General features: G+C 73.8%; 19 protein-coding genes. 12 read left to right on the top strand and 7 right to left on the bottom strand.

All coding sequences use genetic code 11. The annotated features are described in order from the left end of the window. Positions 1-37 precede the first annotated feature (37 nt). The 3 genes from BLQ67_RS13455 to BLQ67_RS13445 all read right to left on the bottom strand — a co-directional run bounded on the left by BLQ67_RS13455 (position 38) and on the right by BLQ67_RS13445 (position 4,088). Positions 38-2,182 (bottom strand): DEAD/DEAH box helicase, encoded by a 2,145-nt coding sequence (locus BLQ67_RS13455; protein WP_092505861.1) that lies wholly within the window; start codon positions 2,180-2,182, stop codon positions 38-40. A gap of 191 nt (positions 2,183-2,373) precedes the next feature. Continuing rightward, entirely contained in the window at positions 2,374-3,678 is a 1,305-nt protein-coding gene (locus BLQ67_RS17020; RefSeq protein WP_092505859.1) for an SRPBCC family protein, read from the bottom strand. A gap of 41 nt (positions 3,679-3,719) precedes the next feature. Then, positions 3,720-4,088, bottom strand: coding sequence for a winged helix-turn-helix transcriptional regulator (locus BLQ67_RS13445; RefSeq protein ID WP_092505857.1), 369 nt, complete (start codon positions 4,086-4,088; stop codon positions 3,720-3,722). Between the two features lie 121 nt (positions 4,089-4,209). On the opposite strand from BLQ67_RS13445, the gene BLQ67_RS13440 reads away from it, so the two are divergent. The 4 genes from BLQ67_RS13440 (at position 4,210) to BLQ67_RS13425 (ending at position 6,455) form a co-directional block, all read left to right on the top strand. Beyond that, positions 4,210-5,058: an SDR family oxidoreductase gene (locus BLQ67_RS13440; RefSeq protein WP_092505855.1), complete on the top strand. Its 849-nt coding sequence runs from the start codon at positions 4,210-4,212 to the stop codon at positions 5,056-5,058. A gap of 107 nt (positions 5,059-5,165) precedes the next feature. Beyond that, a complete protein-coding gene (locus tag BLQ67_RS13435; RefSeq protein WP_092505853.1) occupies positions 5,166-5,489 on the top strand; it encodes a hypothetical protein in 324 nt (107 codons plus the stop codon). Between the two features lie 108 nt (positions 5,490-5,597). Further along, entirely contained in the window at positions 5,598-5,933 is a 336-nt protein-coding gene (locus BLQ67_RS13430; RefSeq protein ID WP_092505851.1) for a hypothetical protein, read from the top strand. 177 nt (positions 5,934-6,110) lie between these two features. Then, positions 6,111-6,455, top strand: coding sequence for a hypothetical protein (locus BLQ67_RS13425; protein WP_157674849.1), 345 nt, complete (start codon positions 6,111-6,113; stop codon positions 6,453-6,455). 69 nt (positions 6,456-6,524) lie between these two features. Here BLQ67_RS13425 and BLQ67_RS16910 read toward each other — a convergent pair whose 3' ends face one another. Next, positions 6,525-7,751, bottom strand: coding sequence for a CHRD domain-containing protein (locus BLQ67_RS16910; protein ID WP_231945058.1), 1,227 nt, complete (start codon positions 7,749-7,751; stop codon positions 6,525-6,527). Positions 7,752-7,965: 214 nt separating this feature from the next. On the opposite strand from BLQ67_RS16910, the gene BLQ67_RS13415 reads away from it, so the two are divergent. From BLQ67_RS13415 to BLQ67_RS16495, 4 genes are read left to right on the top strand one after another with little or no spacing between them, the layout of a single operon-like run. Beyond that, positions 7,966-8,502: an RNA polymerase sigma factor gene (locus BLQ67_RS13415; RefSeq protein WP_092506950.1), complete on the top strand. Its 537-nt coding sequence runs from the start codon at positions 7,966-7,968 to the stop codon at positions 8,500-8,502. Next, positions 8,495-9,289: a hypothetical protein gene (locus tag BLQ67_RS13410; protein ID WP_092505847.1), complete on the top strand. Its 795-nt coding sequence runs from the start codon at positions 8,495-8,497 to the stop codon at positions 9,287-9,289. The genes BLQ67_RS13415 and BLQ67_RS13410 overlap by 8 nt, the downstream gene beginning before the upstream one ends. Before the next feature lie 37 nt (positions 9,290-9,326). Next, positions 9,327-9,665 carry a TraR/DksA family transcriptional regulator gene (locus tag BLQ67_RS13405; protein ID WP_092505845.1) on the top strand — a complete coding sequence of 113 codons (339 nt, stop codon included), beginning with the start codon at positions 9,327-9,329 and terminating at the stop codon, positions 9,663-9,665. A 53-nt stretch (positions 9,666-9,718) separates the two neighbouring features. Next, entirely contained in the window at positions 9,719-9,889 is a 171-nt protein-coding gene (locus BLQ67_RS16495; protein WP_157674848.1) for a hypothetical protein, read from the top strand. A 15-nt stretch (positions 9,890-9,904) separates the two neighbouring features. Here the strand turns inward: BLQ67_RS16495 and BLQ67_RS13400 are convergent, their stop codons facing one another. After that, a complete protein-coding gene (locus tag BLQ67_RS13400) occupies positions 9,905-10,120 on the bottom strand; it encodes a hypothetical protein (protein WP_092505843.1) in 216 nt (71 codons plus the stop codon). A 159-nt stretch (positions 10,121-10,279) separates the two neighbouring features. Here BLQ67_RS13400 and BLQ67_RS13395 point away from each other — a divergent pair, with 159 nt between their 5' ends. The 3 genes from BLQ67_RS13395 to BLQ67_RS13385 are packed head-to-tail and all read left to right on the top strand — an operon-like array spanning position 10,280 to position 12,313. Further along, positions 10,280-11,455, top strand: coding sequence for a N(5)-(carboxyethyl)ornithine synthase (locus tag BLQ67_RS13395; RefSeq protein ID WP_157674847.1), 1,176 nt, complete (start codon positions 10,280-10,282; stop codon positions 11,453-11,455). A gap of 55 nt (positions 11,456-11,510) precedes the next feature. Continuing rightward, positions 11,511-11,951, top strand: coding sequence for an alternative ribosome rescue aminoacyl-tRNA hydrolase ArfB (gene arfB / locus BLQ67_RS13390; RefSeq protein WP_092505839.1), 441 nt, complete (start codon positions 11,511-11,513; stop codon positions 11,949-11,951). Continuing rightward, positions 11,948-12,313 (top strand): hypothetical protein, encoded by a 366-nt coding sequence (locus BLQ67_RS13385; protein ID WP_157674846.1) that lies wholly within the window; start codon positions 11,948-11,950, stop codon positions 12,311-12,313. Before arfB ends, BLQ67_RS13385 begins: the two co-directional genes overlap by 4 nt. Before the next feature lie 30 nt (positions 12,314-12,343). Here BLQ67_RS13385 and BLQ67_RS13380 read toward each other — a convergent pair whose 3' ends face one another. Further along, complete coding sequence (locus BLQ67_RS13380; RefSeq protein ID WP_092505835.1) at positions 12,344-12,745, bottom strand: GlcG/HbpS family heme-binding protein; 402 nt, start codon at positions 12,743-12,745, stop codon at positions 12,344-12,346. A gap of 176 nt (positions 12,746-12,921) precedes the next feature. Here BLQ67_RS13380 and BLQ67_RS13375 point away from each other — a divergent pair, with 176 nt between their 5' ends. Next, positions 12,922-13,551 (top strand): FMN-dependent NADH-azoreductase, encoded by a 630-nt coding sequence (locus BLQ67_RS13375; protein ID WP_092506949.1) that lies wholly within the window; start codon positions 12,922-12,924, stop codon positions 13,549-13,551. On the opposite strand, the gene BLQ67_RS13370 is transcribed toward BLQ67_RS13375, so the two are convergent. Beyond that, on the bottom strand, positions 13,541-14,134 hold the full coding sequence (locus BLQ67_RS13370; RefSeq protein ID WP_092506948.1) for an IMPACT family protein: 594 nt from the start codon (positions 14,132-14,134) through the stop codon (positions 13,541-13,543). The genes BLQ67_RS13375 and BLQ67_RS13370 overlap by 11 nt on opposite strands. Position 14,135: the final 1 nt, after the last annotated feature.

Here is a 14,135-nt window from a genome sequence, read left to right as displayed (position 1 = left end):
CTGCGGTGCGCAGCCCTGAGCAGCGAGGAGGCTGCGGCTAGGCGTCGCCGCGCTCGCGCAGCGACTGCTCGAGCAGACCCACGAGGGTCTCGAGGCGCATGTCGACGCTCGTCGCGTCCTGCTCGATCCCGTCGAGCGCTGCCTGCGCGAGGCCGGCCTTCGAGTCGAGCAGCTCGGCGATGCGGGTGTCGACCGTGTGCGCGGCGACGATGCGCCACACCGTGACGGGCATCGACTGGCCGATGCGGTGGATGCGGTCGATCGCCTGCGTCTGCTCCGCATCGGTCCACGAGAGCTCGGCGAGCACCATGTTCGACGCGACCTGCAGGTTGATGCCGATGCCGGCAGCCGTGAGCGAGCACACCGCGACCGAGACCGAGTCGTCGTTCACGAACGCGTCGATCGCCGCCTGGCGAGCCGTGGGCGTCTGGTCGCCGCGGATCGACACGGTCTTCATGCCGCGCTCGGCGAGCGTGCGCTCGGCGATGTCCATCGCATCCACGTGCTTCGCGAACAGCACGACCTTGCCGGCGCTGCGCGCGAGCTGCGCGGCGTAGTCGGCCGCGAGGGCCGCCTTCGCCGTGCCGATCTGACGCACGAGGCGGAAGACGTTCTCGCCGGTGCCGGCACCGTCGTCGCCGTCGACCTCGCTCGTCGCGATGCGGCGCACGAGGTCGTGATCGATGCCGTGGGTCGGCTCGGCACGGTTCGCGACCGCCCGGTCGTACCGCTGCACGAGGCGCGCGGCGAGCTCGCGCTCGGCCTCGCGGATCGAGCGCGCCGCTGCCGCCTCGAGCTCGACGGGCAGGTCGGCGATCGTGCGGGCGGGGATGTCGGCGGCGACGTCGACCTTGCGGCGACGCACGATGCCCATGTCGACGACCGCGTGACGGGCGGCGCGGTAGAACGCCGAGTCCATCGGCGTGAGGTGCGTGGCCTCGAGCGCGTCGGTGAGCTGCGCGTTCGGCTGGCGGCCGTCGATCCATCCGAGCAGCTGCCAGATGGCGCGGAAATCCTCGATGTCGTTGATGAGCGGCGTGCCCGTGAGCGCCATGAGCAGCGGCTGCGCGTGGCGGGCGCGGATCGACGAGGCGATGTCGAGCACGTGGCGCGAGCGCTTCGAGGTGGTGTTCTTGATGAAGTGCGCCTCGTCGACGACGAGGCCGCGGAAGCCGTGCTTGCGCAGCCAGCCGACGTGACGGTCGAGCACCTCGTAGTTGATGACGATGACGTCGGCGAAGCCGTCGAGCGCCGCGCCGTCGCCCTGCACGATCGAGACCGTGCGACCCGGGATCCAGCGCTCGGCCTCGCGCGCCCAGTTCATCTTCACGACGGCGGGGCTCACGACGAGCAGCGGGAAGGCGTTCGCCGCCTCGGCCGACAGCAGCGCCTGCGCCGTCTTGCCGAGGCCTGGCTCGTCGGCGAGCAGGAACGATCGGTGCCCGTCGGAGACGGCGCCGATGAGCTGCGCCTGGTGCTGCATGAGCTCGAGGCCGCGCGGCGTGAAGCGGTCGACCCGGTCGGGCAGCTCCATCGTCGCTGCCGTGCCGTCGGCGCCGTACTCGAACGAGTGGAACAGCGGGTCGAGCAGGTCGAAGCCCGCGAGCCGGTCGGGCTTCGGCGCGCGACGCGGCGAGTCGAGGTCGGGCGCGAGGAACGGGTTCGCGAGCTGCTGCGCCGTCACCGACGTCGGCACGACCTGACGCTCGAGCTCGATCGTGACGACGGGGTCGGGCTCGGGCTGCGGCTCGGGCTCGACCTCGATGCCCGCGGCCTGCAGCATCGTGCGGCGCGCGTCCTGCGCAGCGGCCGACGGCGGGGCGCCCTCGCCGAGCAGGGGCAGCAGTGAGGGGTCGCGCGACGCGGCCTTGCCGAGGATGAGGGCGACGCCGTCGAGGCGCTTGAGCTCCTCGGCCCGGCGCTCGTGGCCGAGCGTGGCATCGGCCTTGACGCGGGCGCGCTCCTCGCGCACGAGCATCGCGGCGGCCTGGAGCTTGGCGCGAGCGCTGCGGCTCGCCGCACCGCGCTGCACGCTGCCCTCGACCTCGCGCGCGGCACGCGCGAGCCTCGGGATGATGCCGCCCTCGCGGCGCTGCTGCTGCTGCTGACGCTGCTCCGGCCGCTCGGCCGTCGCAGTGCCTGCACCCTGGCTGTCTGCCACTGCTCTCCTCTCGACGCGCATGCGTCGTCGTGATCCGCACTGGGCGTCGAGATCGCCGTCGATGCCCGGCGGATCCGCGAGGAGCGGATCGGCGAGTGCTGCGACGGGCGAGGGGCGGGATCGGTCGTGCCAGAGATGACGGCGACGACCGGCCGGACGCCGGTGCTGCCGCCATGCTACCGCGTCGCGGTCGGGAATGCCCGCAGCATCGCTCAGGAGTCGCGGGAGCGCATGCGCCCTGCGACGCGGACGGCGTCGAGGCCGAGCCCCGTCGCCGTCACGACGACGCCCACGACGACGAGCGCCGCCGCGGCGATGGCGCCGTGCAGCACCCCGAGCCCGAGGATCGCGGGCACGATGAGCGCGAGGCCCAGCAGCACGCCGGCGACGAGCAGCACGACGCCGACCGCCGCGACGATGCGCAGCACGCGGCGGTCGAGGAGACCCAGCACGACGCGGTCGTGCCACTCGTGCCAGCCGTCGACGACGTCGTCGAGCGCGCCCGCATCCCGATCCTCGACGTCGACGCCCGCGACCGCGAGGCCCAGCGAGGCGGCGACCACGGGGATGCGCCCGACGCCGCCCGAGACGCGGCTCGCGATCGCCGCGGCCGCGGGCGCGCGCATGGCGACGTAGCCGGGTGCCGCCGCCTGCGCGAGGCCGCGACCCACGACGACGTCGACGTCGCCCTCGTCGAGCCGCACGAGCAGCGCGGGCAGCTCGGCGGGATCGTTGCGGCCATGGGCGCCGACCGTCACGACGACGTCGGCGCGCGGCGCCGCCTCGCGCAGCGCACGGGCGAGCGTCGTCGCGGCGATGGATGCGACCGGCACCGGCGCGACGTCGACGCGCTCGTCGTCGGCCGCGTGCGCATTCGCCGCGTCGGCGACGACCGTCGACGACGGCACGACGACGACCTCGAGGTCGAGCTCCGCACCCTCGGCGGTGCCGAGCAGCTCGGGCACGAGCACGTCGACGACGTCGGCGTCGTCGGCGGGCACGAGCACGACGATGCGCGCGAGGGTGGTCGGGCCGGTCGACGTGCCCTCGGTCCATGCCGAGGCATCCGCATCCCCGATCGCCTCCGCGAGCGCCGCGAGCCGCTCGACCGACGCGAGCAGCCGCTCGCTCGTCGTCGCCTGCGCACGCGGGATGCGCTGCTCGTCGTGCAGGTCGGTCCAGTCGTAGGTGTGGGTCACGCGGGTCGTGCCGTCGCCGAGGTCCTCGACGTCCCACCGCCACTCGTGCCCGGGCTGCGCCGCACCCGGCTCGGACGGCCGCCATGCGATCGCGCGCCCCTCCTCGAACGCGACGACGTGGTTCTCACGGTCGGCGCCGTTCGAGATCGTCATGACGAACACGTCGCCGACGGCGTGCACGCGCTGGCCGGGCGCTGCGATGGCGAGGTTGTCGTTGCCGTCCCACTCGGGCTGGCGCGCGGGATCCGCGATGAGCTCGAAGATCGTCGCCGCCGGTGCCTGCACCACGCGTGACGCGTGCACGATGCGCTCGTCCATGCGATCGAGCCTACGCAGCGAGACGGCTGCGGCGGCTGCGGTCAGTCGCGGCTGGGGACGAGCATCGCGTCGGCGTTGTCGCCGATCCACGCGAGCAGCGGCAGCATGCGGTCGACGAGCTCGCGCCCGAGCGGCGTGAGGCGGTAGTCGACGTGCGGCGGCACCGTGGGGCGCGACTCGCGCTCGACGAGCCCGTCGGCGACGAGGATGCGCAGGGTCTGGCCGAGCATCTTCTCGCTGATGCCGTCGACCTCGCGACGCAGCTCGCTCCAGCGCCGCGTTCCCTCGCCGAGCTCGCACAGCACGAGCACGCCCCAGCGGCTCATGACGTGGTCGAGCACCGTGCGCGTCGGGCACGCGTGCGTGAACGCACCCGGCCGTTCGGCCCGGATCTCCGCAAGACTCACCATCGGGTCAGTACCGTACCAGAAGGTGGGTACCACCGATCGGGAATGCTGTGTGCCGCTGCGTCGCTGGACGCCGATGGACCGCCAGCAGACCGCGCGGCTCGCCTCATCGAAGGGACTCTTTATGACCATCCTCGTCACCGGCTCCACCGGCCAGCTCGGCCACCTCATCGTCGAGCGCCTCGTCGCCCGCGGCGCAGCCCCTGCCGACGTCGTCGCCGGCGCGCGCTCCCCCGAGCGCGTCGAGGCCCCCGAGGGCGTGCGCACCGCGGTCGTCGACTACGACCGCCCCGAGACCATCGCCCCCGCGCTCGAGGGCGTCGACACCGTCGTGCTCGTCTCGGCCTCCGAGCCCGGCAAGCGCGTCCCCCAGCACAAGGCCGTCATCGACGCCGCCGTCGCCGCAGGCGTGGGCCGCATCGTCTACACGAGCATCTACGGCGGCGACGCCTCGCCGCTGCCCCTCGCGCCCGAGCACGTCGAGACCGAGGCGCTGCTCGCCGCATCGGGTATCCCCGCCACGATCCTGCGCAACGACTGGTACACCGAGAACTACGTCGCCGACGTCGCGCGCGCCCGCGAGACCGGCGAGATCGCCGGCTCGGCAGGCACGGGTCGCGTCGCGAGCGCGAGCCGCGTCGACTACGCCGACGCCGCCGCCGTCGTCGCGCTCGACGACGCGCACGCGGGCACGACCTACGAGCTCGCCGGCGACGTCGCGTGGACCTTCGACGAGCTCGCCGCCGCGATCGGCGAGGTCGTCGGCCGCGACGTCACGTACGTGCACCTCACGACCGACGAGCACGTCGCCGCGCTGCAGGCCGCCGGCCTCGACGCCGGCACCGCGGGCTTCGTCGCCGCGCTCGACGCCGGCATCGCGCAGGGCGCGCTCGACTCGACCGACGGCACGCTCGCGCAGCTCATCGGCCGTCCCACGACGCCGCTCGTCGAGGGCCTGCGCGCCATCGCCTGACCCGGATCGGGTGGGATGCGGGATGCGTCGCAGGCGCATCCCGCACCCAGATCGTTCGATCGTCGAACGAGTCGGTCGTGTCGACGGTTGCGCCTACGCTCGCGCCCATGACGATGCGGCCCGTCGAGTGGGAGATCCGGCACCCGGTCTCCGGCGACCTCATCGCCATCCTCCGCGTCGTCGCCCTCGGGCCACGGAAGGAGTGGTACGCGCGAGCCGTCACGCCGGAGCCCGAGCGGTCGCGCCGCACCCTCATCGGCTACTGGGCGTCGCCCGACGAGGCGCACCGCGGCGTGCTCGCGCTCTTCGAGCGGCGCACCGGGCGACCGCTCGGCGGCGCGGCGACGACGCTCGTGCCGATGAAGCCGCCGCCCGGCGAGCGCGAGCCGAGCACGGTCGCGCGCGTCGGTCGACAGTCGTCGCGGACATGACATGGCCATACACCACGACACGCACCCGTGAGGTGGTAGCGGGCCTCTCACCCTGTGGATCGTACGATCGCTCCGAAGCATGACGAATGCTCCACTTGAGGAGGCGAAGTGTCCACGGCCAAGAAGCTGCAGGCGATCCGTGAGGAGACCGCTGCACGCGCGCTGCGCGGCGACATGTCCGACGAGATGACCGAGGCCATGCGTGGCATCTGGGCGGCGCTCGACGAGATCGCCATCGCCGTCGACTCGCGTGGACGCGCCTCTTCGGGCGACGGCATCACGCCGCGCGAGCTCGGTCGCGAGCTCGGCCAGCCCGACCGCCGCATCCGCGCCTTCCTGCGCGAGCCCGACGACGGCGGCCCCTCGTTCGGCCACACGAAGCACAAGCACTGGAGCCTCGGCCCCGAGGACGCCGAGCGCGTGCGCAAGCGCTTCGCCGCCTGACCCCCTGCTTCCCGCCGATGCCCGGACCCTCGCGGTCCGGGCATCGTCGTCTGTGCAGTCGTCTGTGCACGATCGGGTCACGATCGTCGCGTCTGGACGCGAGCCGAGTGCCCGGGTGGTTCGAGGGGCGTACGATCGACGCCAACGGAAAACCCTATGTCGCAGGAGGTATTTCCGATGAGCACCCAACTGACCGTTCGCGAGATCCGCGAGCGCTCGATGGGACGCATGCGGGCGGAGCGCGACCCCGACAAGGCCGTCGCGTTCGCCCTCGCAGGACTGTGGGACGCGGTGGAGCTGCTCTCTCGAGCGCTCGACGACGATGACGTCGACCCCGCCGCCCGCCGGGACCTCGAGCGCCTCGTGCGCTCGCTGCCCGTGCGCCTCGCGAGCGTCGAGCACGATGCCGTGGCCACCGCGGCCGTCACCGAGCAGCTCGCCGAGGTGCTGCACCTGCCGCGCTCGCCGCGTCGCGTACGCGGCGCGCACGAGCACACGAGCCGGCGGCGCTGCGGCGCCTGACGCCTCGAGGCGCCCACCACGAGAACGAGGGAGCCCGCCTCGCGGCGGACTCCCCCATCCCGTGCTGCGTCAGCCGCGCGCGCCGCGGCGACGGATGACGACGATCGCGATCGCGACGATCGCTGCGAGCGCGGCGACGATCGCCACGACGATGCCGATCGGCGCACCGGCGCCGTCGGCGTCGGAGCCCGCCGCCTCGTCGAGCGCGTCCTCGGCCTCCGACGGTGCGGGCGCCGCCTCGCCGAGGTCGACCTCGGCGAGCTGACCGCGCACGACGCCCGGCACGAAGTCGACCGTGTGCGAGTCGCCCGTGAAGCCGGCCGGGTCGGCCTCGATCTGGGCGAGCGTGAAGCCCGTGCCCGTGTCGACGCCCTCGGGGCTCAGCACGCCCGTCGCGAAGGGGCCCTGCAGGCAGCCCTCGCTCGTGCGCGTGTCGCCGGAGCCCTCGGGGTTCGGGAAGGCGATGCGCGGCGGACCCGCAGCACCCTCGGCCGCCTGGTGGATGTGCGTCGCCGTGATCGCGGGACTCTGGTAGTCGCCGGTCACGCCCGTGAGGGTGATGGCGTAGCAGATGATCTCCTCGTCGGCGTTGATGCGGAGCTGGAAGTCGCCCGTCGCCCCCGGCTCGCCCGGCGCTGCCGTGCCGTCGTTCGCGATCACCGCATCCGGCGTCGCCGACACCGAGAACGCGCTCGTGAACGCATCCGGCTCCTCGACCTCGAGCGCGCCCCGCGCGAGCTGGCCGCGCACGATGCCCGCGGGGAAGTCGACCGTGTGCGAGTCGCTCGTGAAGCCCGCGGGGTTCGCCTCGAGCTCGGCGAGCGAGAAGCCCTCGCCCGTGTCGACGCCGGCGTCGTCGAGCACGCCCGTCTCGAACGGGCCCTGCAGGCATCCCTCGCTCACGCGCACGCCCGAGCCGTCGTCGACCGGGTCGGGGAAGGCGATGCGCGGCGGGCCGGGCTGGCCGGCCTCGGCCTCGTGGATGTGCGTCGCCGTGAGCGCGGGGCTCTGATAGTCGCCCGTGACACCCGTGAGACGGATCGCGAAGCAGATGATCTCCTCGTCGGCGTTGACGCGGTACTCGAAGCGGCCGGTCGCGCCCTCCTGGCCGGGCGTGGGCGTGCCGTCGTTGGCGATGACGGTCGCGGGCGTCGCGGTGACGACGAACGCGCTCGTGAACTCGCTCGGCTCGGCGACGTCGGTCGCCGCCTGCGCCACGACGGGCGTCGTCATGGCGAGCGCGGCAGCGGCGATGCCGCCGATCGCGATCGCGCGGATGGGTCTGCGGTCGAACATGCCGTGCTCCCTCGACTCGGGGCCGCCCGGATGCGGCCCTCGCGAGGGGATACGACGGCGGAGGCGCGTGCGTTCATCGCGATCTCGGATCCGTCGTGAACGCGCGAGGCTCGCGCGACGTATCCCCCTGCGGACGTGCTGCACGGCGTGGCACCCTGGTGAGGAGGCGGCGATGACGATCGCGATGCCGCGACGGACGGTCGGATGGGGGCGCATGCACGAGCGACCCGCCGATGCCGCGCCCGCCGTCGCTGCCGCGTCGTTCGACGCGCAGGAGGCGTTCGCGGCGCACGGCGGGGCACTGCTGGGCTTCGCCGTCAACGCGCTGCAGGACCGACCGCTCGCCGAGGACTGCGTGCAGGAGACGTTCCTGCGCGCATGGCGCGCCCGGGCGACGTTCGACGGCGAGCGCGGCAGCGAGCGCACCTGGCTGTTCGCGATCGCGCGCCGCGTCGTCATCGACGCGCATCGCGCGCGGGCCCGGCGGCCCCGGCTCGTGCCGCAGGACGAGCATCCCGAGCCCATCGCCCACGTCGCCGACCCGCTCGAGCGGCTCGGCATGGTCGAGGCGCTCGCCCGGCTCAGCGCCCCGCAGCGGGAGGCGATCGTCGCCATCCATCTGCACGGCGTCTCGTACGCGGAGCACTCGGCGGCGACGGGCGTGCCCGCCGCGACGCTGCGCACCCGCGTCTTCTCCGCACTCCGCGCGCTGCGCGGCATCCTCGACGAGGTGGACACGAACGATGCATGACGACACCGCAGACCGGCACGAGGCGCTCATCGCCGCGGCGCTCGCCGGCGACCTGACGGCAGCCGAGGAGGCCGAGCTCGCAGCGCTCGACGCCGCGCACCCCGACCTGGCCGCCGAGCGCGCCGACATGGAGGCGCTCGTCGCGCGCCTCTCGGGCGTGGATGCGTGGAGCGACGTGGAGCCGTCGGCGGAGCTCGAGGCACGGATCGCGGAGATCGGCGCGGCGGAGGCGGCTCCGTCGGTCGCGTCGGTCGCGTCGGCCGCGCCCGGTCGCGCCACCGACGACGCTGCCACGCGCCCCGTCGCAGCGTCGGCACCGGTCGCGCCGCCCGCATCCCTCGACGCGCGTCGCCGTCGCCGCCGCCTGCTGCTGCCGCTCGCAGCGGGGGCCGCTGCGTGCCTCGCCATCGGCGTCGGCATCGGCGCCGCGGCGTTCGGCGAGCGACCGGTGCCCGTCGTGCAAGGCCCGCCCGGCACGCTCGGCGCCGTCGAGGACGTCGCATTCGTCGGGGCGCCCGCCGGGCTCGCGATCACAGGCGCGCTCGTGGCGCACACGTGGGGCACCGAGACGGTGCTGACGATCGACGGCCTGCCTGCCGGCGAGGCGTTCACGGTCGTCGTCGTGGGCGAGGACGGCACGGAGTACGAGTCGGGCGCGATGCTCGGCAGCGACGTGACGATCGATTGCCGCCTCAACGCGGCCGTGCTGCGCGAAGACGTGGCGGCGGTCGAGATCCGCGCGGCCTCCGGCGACGAGATCGCCCACGCCGACGTCGTCGACGTGTGAGTCGGTCGGTGTCGGCGGTCGGTGGTTCGCTGGCGTGATGGAGCCGACGCACGCCGAGCGGATCGCCGCCGAGCGCGTGGCCGCAGCCACGCGCCTCGCGTCGCTCGAGCAGCAGCTCGTCGACCTGCGCGCCCTGCGGTCGGGCGAGTCCGACGACGACGAGCACGACCCCGACGGCGTGCCGCTGTCGGAGGAGTGGTCGCGCCTCGAGGGGCTGCGCGAGTCAGCGGTGCGCACGCTCGCCGAGCTGGATGCGGCCGCTGCCGCCGCCGCGCGCGGCGAGGTGCCGACGTGCGTGCGTTGCGGCGCGCCCATCCCGGCCGGCCGGCTCGCGGCGCGTCCGCATGCGCGCACGTGCGTGGAGTGCGCGGCCTGATCGCCGCTGTCCACCCCGCGCGGATGGCACCGCGACTCCCCTACCGTCGTCGCATGTCCACCGACGCACGACCGACCGAGCCCGAGCACGATCCCGACGACGCACGCCTCGGCGGCACCGACGACGCCGCGGTCGACGAGCGCGCCGAGGCCCTGCGAGCCCAGGGCATCATGCCCGACCTCGAGGCCATGCGCGAGGACGACCGCGAGGGTCGCGGCGACTGAGCCGAGCGGCGCGCGTCAGCGCCGATGTCGCGAGGCGATGCGGCGCAGCGGCTCGCCGCGCGTGGGGTCGAACGTCCACCCCGGCGTGCGTGCAGGCCGGCGCAGGTCGGTGCGCAGCACCTCCGACTCCAGCGCCGGGAGGTCGATGCGTGCGTGGTCGAAGCCCAGACGGGCGAGCTGCCTGTGGAGCGCCTCGACTGCCTGGTCGCGTGTGTCGTAGTGGTCGCCCATCTGCGAAGCATGACAGGTCGCGCGGAACGCGCCGACCGGTCGCCGTCGCGCGGGCGTCGGCGGACGCGTCTCGCCGACCGGACGTCGTCGTGCATAGGCGGGCGGCGTACGCTCGACGCAGGAGCTGGTCCACGAGGTTCCCCGACGATGGGAGCCCGGATGCCCGGCTCGACCCGATCCACCACCACCCTGCGCACCCTCGGGCTGCTCGCGACGTCGTCGATGGAGCACGAGCAGCGGCTGCCCATCCATCCGCAGCATCTCGACCGCATCGACGCCGACGTGCGCGCGGCGATGATCGTCGAGCACGGCTACGGCGCGGACTTCCAGCTCGCCCCCGACCACGTCGCATCGCGCGTCGGCCGCATGGGCACGCGCGCCGAGGTGCTCGAGGCGGCCGACGTGCTGCTGCTGCCGAAGCCGCAGCCCGACGACGTCGCCGCGCTGCCAGAGGGCCGTGTGCTGTGGGGCTGGCCGCACTGCGTGCAGGACGCCGTCGTGACGCAGACGGCGATCGACCGCAGGCTCACGCTCATCGCGTTCGAGGCGATGCAGCACTGGAACCGGCGCGGGGAGTTCGGCCTGCACGTGTTCCACAAGAACAACGAGCTCGCCGGCTACTGCTCGGTGCTGCACGCCATGCAGCTCGTCGGCGCCACGGGCGACTACGGCCCGCGACTCAGCGCCGTCGTGATCGGCTTCGGCGCCACGGCGCGCGGCGCGGTCACGGCGCTGCGGGCGAGCGGCGTGCACGACGTGCAGGTGCTGACGCAGCGCGAGATCGCCGCGGTGAGCTCGCCCATCCACGCCGCGAACATCGTGCAGCTGCACGCCGACGACGGACCGCTGCATCGCAGCACGGTGCTCACGCCCGGCGGGCAGGTGCTGCTGCCCGAGTTCCTCGCGTCGCACGACATCGTCGTGCACTGCACGCTGCAGGACGTCGCCGCGCCCCTCACGTACCTGCGCACCGTCGACCTCGCCGGCTTCGCGCCCGGCAGCCTCATCGTCGACGTCTCGTGCGACGAGGGCATGGGGTTCGAGTGGGCGACGCCCACGACGTTCGACGAGCCGATGCTGACCGTCGGCCAGGGCGTGCACTACTACGCCGTCGACCACAGCCCGTCGTACCTGTGGAGCTCGGCGACGTGGGAGATCAGCGAGGCGCTGCTGCCGTTCCTGCGCACGGTGCTCGAGGGTCCCGACGCGTGGGCGGAGGATCGCACGATCGCTCGGGCGATCGAGATCCGCGACGGCGTCGTCGTGAACCCGAGCATCCTCGACTTCCAGGGGCGGCAGGCGGCCTTCCCGCACCCGCTTGTCGGCGCCGCCTAGCGGACCGAGCGGTGCGCGGCGGCGGGCCGCGGCGCGGGTGGTGCATGCTCGAACCATGGACGATCTGCACGTGCCGCCCGGCCCGGGCGCACCGCACGGCCTGCGCATCCCCGCGGCCGAGCTGCGCGAGCAGTTCTCCCACGCCTCGGGTCCCGGCGGACAGGGCGTGAACACGACCGACTCGCGCGTGCAGCTGTCGATCGACCTCGCGACGACGAGCGCGCTCACCGACACGCAGCGCGCCCGTGCCCTCGCGAGGCTCGAGCCACGCCTCGCGGGCTCGATGCTCACGATCGCGGCGGCCGAGCAGCGCTCGCAGCGGCAGAACCGCGTCGCCGCCCGCGAGCGACTCACGGCGCTCCTGCGCGAGGCGATCATGCCCGCGACGCCCAGGCGCGCGACGCGGCCGACGCTCGGCTCGCGTCGCCGCCGACTCGACGAGAAGCGCCGTCGCGCCGAGGTGAAGCGCGGGCGCGGCAGGCCGGGGTCGGAGTGAGCGACGATACGAGCGGCCTCCGGTACGTCGACCACGAGCCGGGCATGTGGTTCCTCGTCGCCCAGCACGGCGACGACCTGCTGCTCGACGCGCGGTACTCGTACAGCGCCGTCATCGACGACTCCGCGCTCATCCGCCTCGACGACGCCGAGCGGCGCGCGTACGCCGAGGGTGGGCACGATGCGATGACGCGGCTCGCGCAGCGCATCCACCACAGTGCTCCGTACCGGGAGGATTCGCGCTTCCACGCGCGCGACCTGCACCGTGGCGAGGATGGGCGTGCCTGGCGCGACGCCGTCGGCGGCGCGATCGCCGAGCACACGTGGGCGGCCGAGCAGCGGCGCGCACCGGACGATCGCTGACGGGAGGGCCGCCGGCCCTCCCGTCCCGCGTCAGAGCGCCGCGGCACCCGCCTCGGCGACCGCCTGATCCTGATCGCCCGTGCCGCCGCTCACGCCGATGGCTCCGACGATGGCGCCGTCGCGCTCGAGCGGCACGCCTCCGGCGAAGATCGCGACCTCGCCGCCGTTGGTCGTGTGGATGCCGTAGAACTGCTGGCCCGGCTGCGCGTTGCTCGCGAGATCGTGCGTCGAGATGTCGAACGCTCGCGACGTCCACGCCTTCGACTGCGCGATCGCGATGCTGCCGATCCAGGCGCCGTCCTGCCGCACGTGGGTGACGAGGTTGCCGCCCGAGTCGACGACGGCGACGTTCATGGGCTGCCCGAGCTCGTCTGCCTTGGCCTCTGCGGCCGCGACGATGCGGCGTGCGTCCTCGAGGGTGACGGTGTGCATGATGCTCCTCTCGTCGGATGCTCCGGTGCGAGGCGGGGCCCCGCACCGATGCGTTGCGCAACCAGGGTCGCGAGCCATGCGTTCGGATGCGACGCCTTGCGCGTGTCGTCCGGCGGCGGCACGCGCGCGAGGCAGTGGCATCGACCGACGCGCGCACGCTGCGCGAGGATGGATGCGTGCCCCACCTGCTGCGCATCGACGCATCCATCAGCCCCGAGTCCCGCACGCGTGCCATCGCGGATGCGTTCGAGGACGCGTGGCGGGCACGCGGGCCGGAGTGGACGGTGCACGTGCGCGACGTCGTCGCCGACCCGCTGCCGCATCTGACGTCGACGGCGCTGCACTGGCCCGAGCGGCTGCGCGGCGACATGCAGGCGCCCGCCGACCACGAGGCGCTGCAGCAGCGCGTGCTGACCGAGATCGAGGCGGCCGACGTGCTGCTCGTGGGCGTGCCGATGTACAACTTCTCGCTGCCGTCGCAGCTGAAGTCGTGGCTCGACCTCGTGCACGTGCCCGGCCTCACGGCCCCGTCGGACGGCAACCCGCAGCCGTTCGCCGGCAAGACGGCGGTGCTCGTCACGGCGCGCGGCGCCGTCTACGACGAGGAGTCGCTCGCGCTGCTCGACCACGCCATCCCGCCGGTGCGCATCGTGCTCGAGCGCGGCCTCGGCATGCACGTGTCGACGATCGCGACGAACCGCACGATCGCAGCGATGAAGCCCGAGTTCGACGCCGAGCTCGCACAGGTCGAGCTGGATGCGGCGCTCGCCGCGGCGCGCGAGCACGCGACGGCGTTCACGCCGTAGGCGATCCCCAGACCGCGCCGCCCTGCGCGAGGTCGTCGACGCGCGACCGGATCGCGGCGGCCGCGTCCTCGTCGACCGTGAACGCGATGGCCACGTCGCTGCCGTGCGCGACGTCGCCGAGCGTCGCGTCGTGCGCGTCGAGCTCGCGTCGTACGGCGCCCTCGAGGGCGTACGGCACCGTCACGACGAGGTCGACCGTGCGACGCATGGGCACGAGCGTCGCCTGCTGCAGCGCCGTCGACACGGCCGTCGAGTAGGCGCGCACGAGCCCGCCCGCTCCCAGCCTCACGCCGCCGTAGTAGCGCACGACCGTGGCGAGCACGCCCTCGAGGTCGTTGTGGCGCAGCACGTCCATCATCGGGCGCGCGGCCGTGCCCGAGGGCTCGCCGTCGTCGACCGCCGCCGACTCCCCGCCCGCGATGAGCGCCCAGCACACGTGCGCCGCATCCGGATGCCGCGCGCGCAGGTCGCCGACGATGCCCACGGCCTCGTCGCGCCCGGCGACGGGCTCGATGCGTCCGAGGAAGCGGCTCTTCTTGATGACGAGCTCGCTGTCGGCGACGCCCGCGAGAGAGACCGGCATC

Source organism: Agrococcus jejuensis (assembly GCF_900099705.1).
GTDB lineage: Bacteria > Actinomycetota > Actinomycetes > Actinomycetales > Microbacteriaceae > Agrococcus > Agrococcus jejuensis.
Note: the sequence above shows the minus strand (reverse complement) of the source record. Positions and strands in the feature narration are given on the sequence as shown.

Coding starts and splice junctions, on each gene's coding strand:
- BLQ67_RS16495 (WP_157674848.1), top strand. CDS start 9,719: ATGTCCACCGACGCACGACCGACCGAGCCCGAGCACGATCCCGACGAC.
- BLQ67_RS13425 (WP_157674849.1), top strand. CDS start 6,111: ATGAGCACCCAACTGACCGTTCGCGAGATCCGCGAGCGCTCGATGGGA.
- BLQ67_RS13395 (WP_157674847.1), top strand. CDS start 10,280: ATGCCCGGCTCGACCCGATCCACCACCACCCTGCGCACCCTCGGGCTG.
- BLQ67_RS13435 (WP_092505853.1), top strand. CDS start 5,166: ATGACGATGCGGCCCGTCGAGTGGGAGATCCGGCACCCGGTCTCCGGC.
- BLQ67_RS13380 (WP_092505835.1), bottom strand. CDS start 12,745: ATGCACACCGTCACCCTCGAGGACGCACGCCGCATCGTCGCGGCCGCA.
- BLQ67_RS13455 (WP_092505861.1), bottom strand. CDS start 2,182: ATGCGCGTCGAGAGGAGAGCAGTGGCAGACAGCCAGGGTGCAGGCACT.
- BLQ67_RS13410 (WP_092505847.1), top strand. CDS start 8,495: ATGCATGACGACACCGCAGACCGGCACGAGGCGCTCATCGCCGCGGCG.
- BLQ67_RS13400 (WP_092505843.1), bottom strand. CDS start 10,120: ATGGGCGACCACTACGACACACGCGACCAGGCAGTCGAGGCGCTCCAC.
- BLQ67_RS13445 (WP_092505857.1), bottom strand. CDS start 4,088: ATGGTGAGTCTTGCGGAGATCCGGGCCGAACGGCCGGGTGCGTTCACG.
- BLQ67_RS13405 (WP_092505845.1), top strand. CDS start 9,327: ATGGAGCCGACGCACGCCGAGCGGATCGCCGCCGAGCGCGTGGCCGCA.
- BLQ67_RS13415 (WP_092506950.1), top strand. CDS start 7,966: ATGCACGAGCGACCCGCCGATGCCGCGCCCGCCGTCGCTGCCGCGTCG.
- BLQ67_RS17020 (WP_092505859.1), bottom strand. CDS start 3,678: ATGGACGAGCGCATCGTGCACGCGTCACGCGTGGTGCAGGCACCGGCG.
- BLQ67_RS13440 (WP_092505855.1), top strand. CDS start 4,210: ATGACCATCCTCGTCACCGGCTCCACCGGCCAGCTCGGCCACCTCATC.
- BLQ67_RS13370 (WP_092506948.1), bottom strand. CDS start 14,134: ATGCCGGTCTCTCTCGCGGGCGTCGCCGACAGCGAGCTCGTCATCAAG.
- BLQ67_RS16910 (WP_231945058.1), bottom strand. CDS start 7,751: ATGTTCGACCGCAGACCCATCCGCGCGATCGCGATCGGCGGCATCGCC.
- arfB (WP_092505839.1), top strand. CDS start 11,511: ATGGACGATCTGCACGTGCCGCCCGGCCCGGGCGCACCGCACGGCCTG.